The organism is Paraburkholderia dipogonis, assembly GCF_046027395.1.
In the GTDB taxonomy this organism is placed as follows: Bacteria; Pseudomonadota; Gammaproteobacteria; order Burkholderiales; family Burkholderiaceae; genus Paraburkholderia; species Paraburkholderia dipogonis_A.
This window is the reverse complement of sequence record NZ_JAQQEG010000065.1, coordinates 26981-34584: the sequence shown is the minus strand read 5'-3', so window position 1 is coordinate 34584 and position 7604 is coordinate 26981. Positions and strand designations below refer to the sequence as shown.

General features: G+C 59.4%; 9 protein-coding genes. 6 read left to right on the top strand and 3 right to left on the bottom strand.

The window, feature by feature from the left end; translation table 11 throughout:
• Positions 1-396 (bottom strand): dihydroxy-acid dehydratase domain-containing protein (locus PQR32_RS39335; RefSeq protein ID WP_408240445.1); only part of this gene is annotated, 396 nt, incomplete at its 3' end.
• A gap of 303 nt (positions 397-699) precedes the next feature.
• Here PQR32_RS39335 and PQR32_RS39330 point away from each other — a divergent pair.
• Positions 700-1131, top strand: a complete 432-nt coding sequence (locus tag PQR32_RS39330) for a hypothetical protein (RefSeq protein ID WP_408240442.1) — start codon at positions 700-702, stop codon at positions 1129-1131.
• Positions 1132-1336: 205 nt separating this feature from the next.
• Here the strand turns inward: PQR32_RS39330 and PQR32_RS39325 are convergent, their stop codons facing one another.
• Positions 1337-1546, bottom strand: a complete 210-nt coding sequence (locus PQR32_RS39325; protein WP_408240440.1) for a hypothetical protein — start codon at positions 1544-1546, stop codon at positions 1337-1339.
• 275 nt (positions 1547-1821) lie between these two features.
• Between PQR32_RS39325 and PQR32_RS39320 the strand changes: the two genes are divergently transcribed.
• From PQR32_RS39320 to PQR32_RS39305, 4 genes are all read left to right on the top strand, one after another.
• Positions 1822-1965 carry a hypothetical protein gene (locus PQR32_RS39320; protein WP_408240437.1) on the top strand — a complete coding sequence of 48 codons (144 nt, stop codon included), beginning with the start codon at positions 1822-1824 and terminating at the stop codon, positions 1963-1965.
• Between the two features lie 199 nt (positions 1966-2164).
• Positions 2165-3490, top strand: a complete 1326-nt coding sequence (locus tag PQR32_RS39315; protein ID WP_408240434.1) for an FAD-dependent monooxygenase — start codon at positions 2165-2167, stop codon at positions 3488-3490.
• 387 nt (positions 3491-3877) lie between these two features.
• Complete coding sequence (locus tag PQR32_RS39310) at positions 3878-4489, top strand: flavin reductase family protein (RefSeq protein WP_408240427.1); 612 nt, start codon at positions 3878-3880, stop codon at positions 4487-4489.
• Between the two features lie 178 nt (positions 4490-4667).
• Entirely contained in the window at positions 4668-5102 is a 435-nt protein-coding gene (locus tag PQR32_RS39305; protein ID WP_408240424.1) for a cupin domain-containing protein, read from the top strand.
• Positions 5103-5187: 85 nt separating this feature from the next.
• Here the strand turns inward: PQR32_RS39305 and PQR32_RS39300 are convergent, their stop codons facing one another.
• The gene (locus PQR32_RS39300; protein ID WP_408240421.1) at positions 5188-6645 is read right to left on the bottom strand and encodes a polyhydroxyalkanoate depolymerase; all 1458 of its coding nucleotides are present in this window, start codon (positions 6643-6645) and stop codon (positions 5188-5190) included.
• A gap of 219 nt (positions 6646-6864) precedes the next feature.
• Between PQR32_RS39300 and PQR32_RS39295 the strand changes: the two genes are divergently transcribed.
• Entirely contained in the window at positions 6865-7518 is a 654-nt protein-coding gene (locus PQR32_RS39295) for a glutathione S-transferase family protein (protein WP_408240418.1), read from the top strand.
• Positions 7519-7604 lie beyond the last annotated feature (86 nt).

Sequence of the window (7604 nt, the reverse complement as noted above, 5' to 3'; positions counted from 1 at the left end):
CGCCGCGCCCATCAGCAGCGCGGGCGTCGTCTTGTCGCAGCCGACCAGCAGAATCACGCCGTCCATCGGATTGCCGCGAATCGACTCTTCGACATCCATCGAGGCTAGGTTGCGAAACAGCATCGCGGTAGGGCGCAGATTGGATTCGCCAAGTGACATCACCGGAAACTCGAGCGGCAAGCCGCCTGCTTCATGCACGCCTTTCTTCACGTACTCCGCGAGTTCGCGAAAATGCGCGTTGCACGGCGTCAGTTCCGACCACGTATTGCAGATGCCGATCACCGGACGTCCGTCGAATTCGTCGTGTGGAATGCCCTGGTTTTTCATCCACGAGCGGTGGATAAATCCATCCTTGTCGTTCCTGCCGAACCAGCTTTGCGAACGGAGCTTGCGCATGTCCTGTCTCCCGGAAACCTTTGATGAATTTATACCGTATCTATTGAATCGTCCTGGCGCTAGTGATGCTCGTATTCTGAGCTTCATTGGCCGTGATCACTGCGTCAACATCTTTCCAGTGGTAAAATTTGCTCTGCTAAAGCTCAGGAACAGGATGCCGCTTGATTGATACGCATTGCATGAGACCGTGATTGGCCAGTAAAGACCGTCGACGTGTCGAGCAAAAATTGACGATAATGTTCCGAAGGAACGATTGCGGGTCGTGCTCCGTCGTCGGAGACGCCGCTGAATCTAAAAGAAAACATGAGACGACTGCTCCTCGCTGCGTTCGCAGCCACCTCTTTCGTGACTTGCGTTCATGCGCAAAGCAACGCATCCGGCCCGTTCGTCACGCCCTCGGGCAACCTGCAATTCGTGCGGGTCGACCACGATTTCGTGGGGATGCTCGACAAGGAGATTTTCGATCGCTTCGGTGCGAACACGCTCACGCATTTCGACGACGTCGGCAACGCAGATGACACCGTCACGCGCACGCTCGTGCAGACTGATTCCGGTCCGGTGCTGTACGACTTTCGCCACCATCCACCACTTGTGCAGCGCATGGGTAAGCGCATGACGGTCAAGCGCGTGTTCTGGCAACGCGATGAAGTCGTGATGCAAAGCTCGCAAGGCTGGTTCCGATTCCAACGCGGCGTGCTGACGAAGTTGCAGTCGTCTACGACGACGTACCATTGATTACACGTGCACCCCGAGCACGCGCTTACCGGCGACGGCATCCATCGTCGCTCCGTTAAGTCTGCCGTTAAACTTTTCAACGCAAAAAATAGATTGACTCGCGGTCGGAACCTGGTGGCAAATCTCCGTCTCGATCCGCCGCGTCAATGCGAGCGCGTTGAGCAGCAATTGTCTGGGCGCGAGAGCCTTTAGACCGCTTTCTTCGTCAGGAGCGAGCGCGTCTAGAGCGCGTCAACTGATATCCCGCGATCAAACCCATGTCATAGGCGTTTTCGAGTGCACGGACGATATCGACCGGTCTCACCGGTACGCGCACGTCGGGCAGTTCAGGGTTCAAAGAGTACGTATCCACATCGAAGCAATCGGTCGCAATTTCGCTCAAGATGCTCAGGCGTTCTTCGGTTAGCACACTCATCATCTTCTCCTCTCTTGCTTAAGCAACCCGACACACGGCACTGTCGGCGCGAATATCTGACGTACCTTGACTACGATCTGCCGGTCTATGGCAACAAAGAATAGCCAGGCAAAATTAGCGAGGAATTAAGCGAAAAAAATCGATCATCTGCCCTGGTGGGTCGGCCTAATTCTCATCTAAGAAACGTGACAGACACTCTATTCCGGAAGCTCGCTTTTAGTCCCAAACAATGCGTTACTTTCGATCCCTAACTATCTGTTTAACAGGAGTAACGCATGTCTACGTCCAACAAACCGGATACGTCCTCGGCTCAAGGTATCAATGCCCTCATTACGACGCAGGAAGAAGGCTTCAAGGTGCCTGCGGACATCGTCACGGACGGGTCGGATCTCGTTCCGACGCTGCAGTATCTGCTCTAAGGTCCAACAGCGGAACACGTCACTGCTTTGTCGGTTTCAAGGCATTGACGTGTCTCCACTCTCGAGTCGCGGAACCATCCTCCTCATGCAGTCAAATCCTGAGCGAGCAGATTTTTCGGTATCTTTGCCGTTTTCTTCTAGCTCAGGGCGCGCATGAGGCATCACCGTTTGTGCGTGTCGTCGATGCGTTCAATTTGGCATGTCGCGAGTCGCCGGGAAAAGGCAGTTGCGATGCACCGGCCGGATCTGCCGGCAGGACCTCGCCTGTTGCCGCCTCTTTCGGCTAAGTGACTTAACCTATATTTTTCGCCTATGTAGAGCCATCGAACGCGAGTTTCAAAACACGAGTTCAGCTCATATTATTTCTGCATTAAAGATACCGACGGTGCTTATGATGAATGGAAACGTATTGATTTCCGGTGCGGGCGTCACTGGTCTGGCATTGGCATACTGGCTGGATCGCGCGGGGTTTGCCACGACGCTGATCGAGCAGGCCCCGGCGTTTCGCCGGGGTGGGCAAGCCGTCGACATTCGAGGCGTCGCGCTCGATGTCGTCGAAGAGATGGGATTGCTCGCCGACGTCCGTGCGTTGCGGACGCGCCTGAAGGGCATGTCGATGCTCGATGCCGACGGCAACGAGACACAACGCACCGAAGAACGCACCTTCAGTGCTGGCCGGCTCGACAGCGACGACATCGAAATTTTCCGCGATGACCTGTGCGAGCTTCTAATGGGCGCGATGAGCGAACGAGTCGAGTTCGTCTACAACGACAGCATCCGCGCGATCGACGATCAGGGCGACGGCGTGGTGGCGACGTTCGCGAGCGGCGTGAACCGGAAATTCGATCTGCTGATCGGCGCCGACGGCGTCTACTCAAACGTCCGCAAGCAGTGTTTCGACGATGAATCCGCGGTTGTTCACCCGTTGGGCGTAGTGCTCGCCCTTTTTTCGACGCCCAACCTGGTCAGTCTGATCGATTGGCAACTTGGCCACCGGGAAGAGGGCGTCGGCTATGTGATCTATCCAAACCGCGACAAGAGCGAGCTCCGGATCGGCGTTGGCTTCGCGGCTCCGGAATCTGCGGTGTCCCGAAGCGATACGGAAGCGCAAAAGCAGCTTGTGGCCGGGCAGTGTGCTCACCTGAAGGGCGAATTTCCCCGCTTCATCGACGCAATGAAGACGACCGATCAGTTCTACTACAACGAGCTCGCGCAGATCCGCATGCCGTCGTGGTCTAAAGGCCGTGTCGTGCTTGCCGGTGACGCAGCACACTGCGCATCCCCTTTCTCGGGTCAAGGCACGAGCCTCGGGCTCGTCGGTGCTTTCGTGCTGGCTTACGAACTGGTTCGGCACTGGGATGATCCGTCGCAGGCGTTCGCTGCATACGGACACCGTATGCGGCCGTATGTGGATCTCAATCAGGCTCTCGTCGATCTCACCCGCGAGGGCCCGATTCCGGATCACTTAATGACCGAAGCCAAGAACGGTATCGACCTGAGCGACTTGTTGAAAGAGAGGGGATAGCCTTCGGCGGGTGAATGCTTCTGACCTTCTGGCTTTCCTCTATCCGCACGATCAACCGACCGCGAATCGGCGGCTTGAAACGCGCACATCGATTGGTTCGTAGGAACAGGTTGATTTTGGCAGGCAGGCCAAAAACGGTGTGTGGGCAATCAGGTCGTGCGCAGGGTGCGGCGCGGTTCGATCATTCCAGGCACGACCTGTCTTCATTGCAAATACTCGCCGGATAAGGCGAGGTGTTTTGCGCGTCGCACGGGTGTGAATCAAATGAACGGTGACGCTTCACGTCCAACGTCACGAGATGGCTCGCAGTCGATGCACGCACAGCGGCCCGCGCCGCTCTGCGGTATAAATGCCGTCTCGCCCCATTCGCAAGGCCCCAAAACCTCCATGCCCCACTACTTCTACGACCCCGCCAACGGCCATGGCCTCCCGCACGATCCGTTCAAAGCCATCGTCGCCCCGCGTCTCATAGGCTGGATTTCCTCGCGCGACACCGCAGGCACCTTGAATCTCGCGCCCTATAGTTTCTTCGGCGCGTTCGCGACCTTTCCGGCGATCATCGGCTTCTGCAGCGAAGGCCGTAAAGACAGCGTCGCTAACATCGAAGCCACCGGCGAATTCGTCTGGAATCTCGCCACCAAACCCCTCGCTGAGCAGATGAACCGCTCGTCGGCGCCAGTCCCGCCGCACGTCGATGAATTTGAACTCGCGGGCCTCACGCCCGCGCCGGGCCGCAACGTGGCAGTGCCGCACGTCGCCGAGTCGCCGGCGGCGCTCGAATGCAAGCTGCTGCAAGTGGTGCGTCTGCATACGCTCGACGGCACGCCAATGGACAACTACCTGTCGCTCGGGCAGGTCGTCGGCGTGCATATCAACGAGGCTTATCTGAAAGACGGCCTGTTCGACACCCACGCCACGCAGCCGATCATGCGCGCCGGCTACCGCGCCGACTACGCGGAAATCGGCGACATGTTCCAGATGTTCCGCCCGACTGCATAAACGTCACTGCGTTTGAGAACATGTCGCGCCGCCGCAACGCGGCGCGACATCTACGGCACCGCCTCCGGATCGCGCAAAAGCACGAAGCAAAGCCCACACCCCTGGCCCGCTTGATGCTTGCAACCGACGCTCCAACGCGTCGTTTTCAACTGCCGGCTCACTCGCGAGGAGCGCGATCATGTCCACCGAATTCGCCACGCAATTCAGTCATGTCCGTCCGCAAGACACGTCCTATGAGGATCAGGGCTTACGCGACTTTTTTCTCTACCGAGATTTAGGCATCGCGCAGGCGACCGGCGGCAAGGTGCTCGCGCAACTCGTCAAGGCGAATCACGCACCAGAGCAAGGCACCGGCTGGCACCTTCATGAGGCCGATTTCCACATTGTGATCATGTTGAAGGGCTGGGCGCGCTTCATGTATGGCGACCAGGAGACGCTCGTCGCCGCCGGCGATTGCGTGCATCAGGCGCCGGGCATCGTCCACTATCTGTTCGACTACTCGGAAGACATGGAGTACATCGAAATCGTCTCGCCGGCCGATTTCAAATCGATCGAAGTCGAAGGGCCGTGCGAAGTGCCCGCAGTGACGCCTTGGAAGAGCGTCACGGCTTAGCAAAAACCAACGGCGGCGGCTTCTTTGAGTAGCGCGAGCACTGCGCAATCAAGCAGGCAGCCGCCGCTCGCTCCGGAACGACAACTCATTGCGTCGCTGGCGGCCGCCTGCGCGGAGCACGCGACGCCTGCGGCTTGATGGCAGCCGTTGAACCCGCACTCGACGTGGCGCTCGATCCATTCGACCCGACCGGCGCCGCCGCATCCACATCGACCACCGCCGTCGCAGCCGGCGCCGCGGCGGTGACTTCGGCCGCGGTCGCCGCAGGCACCGGCTGAATCGTGCGCGCGCGCGAACTCACCAGCACCGCGCGCGGTTCGTTGTCGTAAATCACGGCGCGCACGCGTGGATAAATGTGCCGCTCCCAGCGGTGTCCATTGAACACGCCGTAATGTCCGACACCGGTCTGCACGTGATGCGTCTTCAGATACGGCCGCAACTTGTCGCACATGTCCTGCGCGGCGAGCGTCTGTCCGACGGCACAGATATCGTCCTTCTCGCCTTCCACGGTGAGCAACGCGGTGCGGCGAATCTTCGATGGTTCGATGAGACGCCCCTGCACTTTGAGCGCATGCAGCGGCAACGCATGACGCTGAAAAACCGTATCGACGGTTTCCAGATAGAAATCGGCCGTCAGGTCCATCGTCGCGAAGTATTCATCATAGAACGTGTGAATCGTGTCGGCCTTCGCCGGATCGCCTTTGGCGCGCTCGTAATGCATCGTCTCGAAGGAGTCGAGATGACGGTTGAGATTCATCGCCATGAACGCGGTCAACTGCATGAAGCCCGGATACACGCGCCGATGCGCGCCTGCAAAACCGAACGGCACCGCGCTGATCAGCTTCTGTTCGAACCACTCGATCGGTTTGCTCTTGGCGAGTTCGTTGACGCGCGTCGGATTGATGCGGGTATCGAGCGGCCCCGCCATCAGCGTCATGCTCGCCGGCTGCGCGGGATGATCGTCGGCGGCCATGAGTGCAACCGCGGCCAGCGCGGCGACGGTCGGCTGACACACGGCCAGCAGATGCGCGCCCGGCCCGATCGTTTCGGTGAAGTCGATCACGTGCTGCACGAATTCGTCGAAGCCGAAGCGGCCCTGGCTCAAGGGGATGTCGCGCGGGTTGTGCCAGTCGGTGATGTAGACGTCGTGTTCGGCCAACATGGTGCGCACGGTGCCGCGCAGCAGTGTGGCGAAGTGGCCGGACATCGGCGCGATCACCAGCACACGGGGCTGCGGCGCCGACGGCTGGGTCTCCTTACGGAAATGCAACAGCGAACAGAACGGCGTGTGCGCCGCGACTTCCTCGACGACCGCCACGGATTTGCCTTCCGACATCACGCTGTCGATCTCGAACGGCGGCCGCACGGGCGTAAGTCCGGCCAGCGTCAACAACTCGCAGGCCGCGCGGATCGACCGTCCATGCGACGTCTCGCCGAACGCAGGCCACGCGTCGAGCGAATGATTCACCAGCGAAGCGCTGTGCCGCATCGGCAGCATCATGTCGGCGAAAGCCTGGTATGTAGGATATGCGAACAGGTTCATAACCTTCGCACGAATGCTGAAAAGGAAGGAACCCAAATAAAGGCAAGTCACGTGCCATGGATGCATACGCACTGATGCAGCCGTGCCCCCACGTTGGCACAGCATTTGCGCGACTCGGGACAACGGGCCGAATTTGCCGTGCTTTGGTGCGCGCGCGCACGGCAACGTGCACGCATGGCGTCAGGCGTCGACCGAACGCCTCATCTGGAGGAGAATCGTATGGCGAATACCACGCTCACCATCAGCAGCAAGAATTATTCGTCGTGGTCGTTGCGCGGCTGGCTGCTGGCCAAGTTCAGCGGTTTGCCTTTCGAAGAGATCGTGATGCCGATCGACGACCCTGCGGCGCGCGCCGAACTCCTGTTGCTGTCGCCGTCGATCCTGGTGCCGTGCCTGGTTCATGACGACATCAAGGTCTGGGACACGCTGGCAATTGCGGAATACCTGAACGAACTGAAACCGGACGCGAAGCTGCTGCCCGAAGATATTCGCGCCCGCGCGCATTGCCGCTCGATCTGCGGCGAGATGCACTCGGGTTTCGGCTCGCTGCGCTCGGCTCTGCCGATGAACCTCAAAGCGCACTTTCCGGGCTTCAAGGTGTGGGCGCGGGCTCAGTCGGATATCGACCGCATCGTGACGATCTGGGGCGAATGTCTGAAACAGTACGGCGGGCCGTTTCTGTTCGGCGAGCGCACCGCGGCGGACGCGATGTACGCGCCCGTCGTGACGCGTTTCGTGACCTACGACGTCAAACTCGATCCGGACATCGTCGAATACGGACAGCAGATCATGGCGCTGCCCGAGATGCAGGAATGGATCGCCGACGCGCAACAGGAAGTCGAAGAGATCGACGAACTGGATGTGGAGTTCTGAAGAAGCCGAGCGGCGATACTGCCGCAACAGTGGGCCGCGTTTGGCGCGATAAGCAGTACTGCACCGCGCCGCGCCGAGTCCGAGTG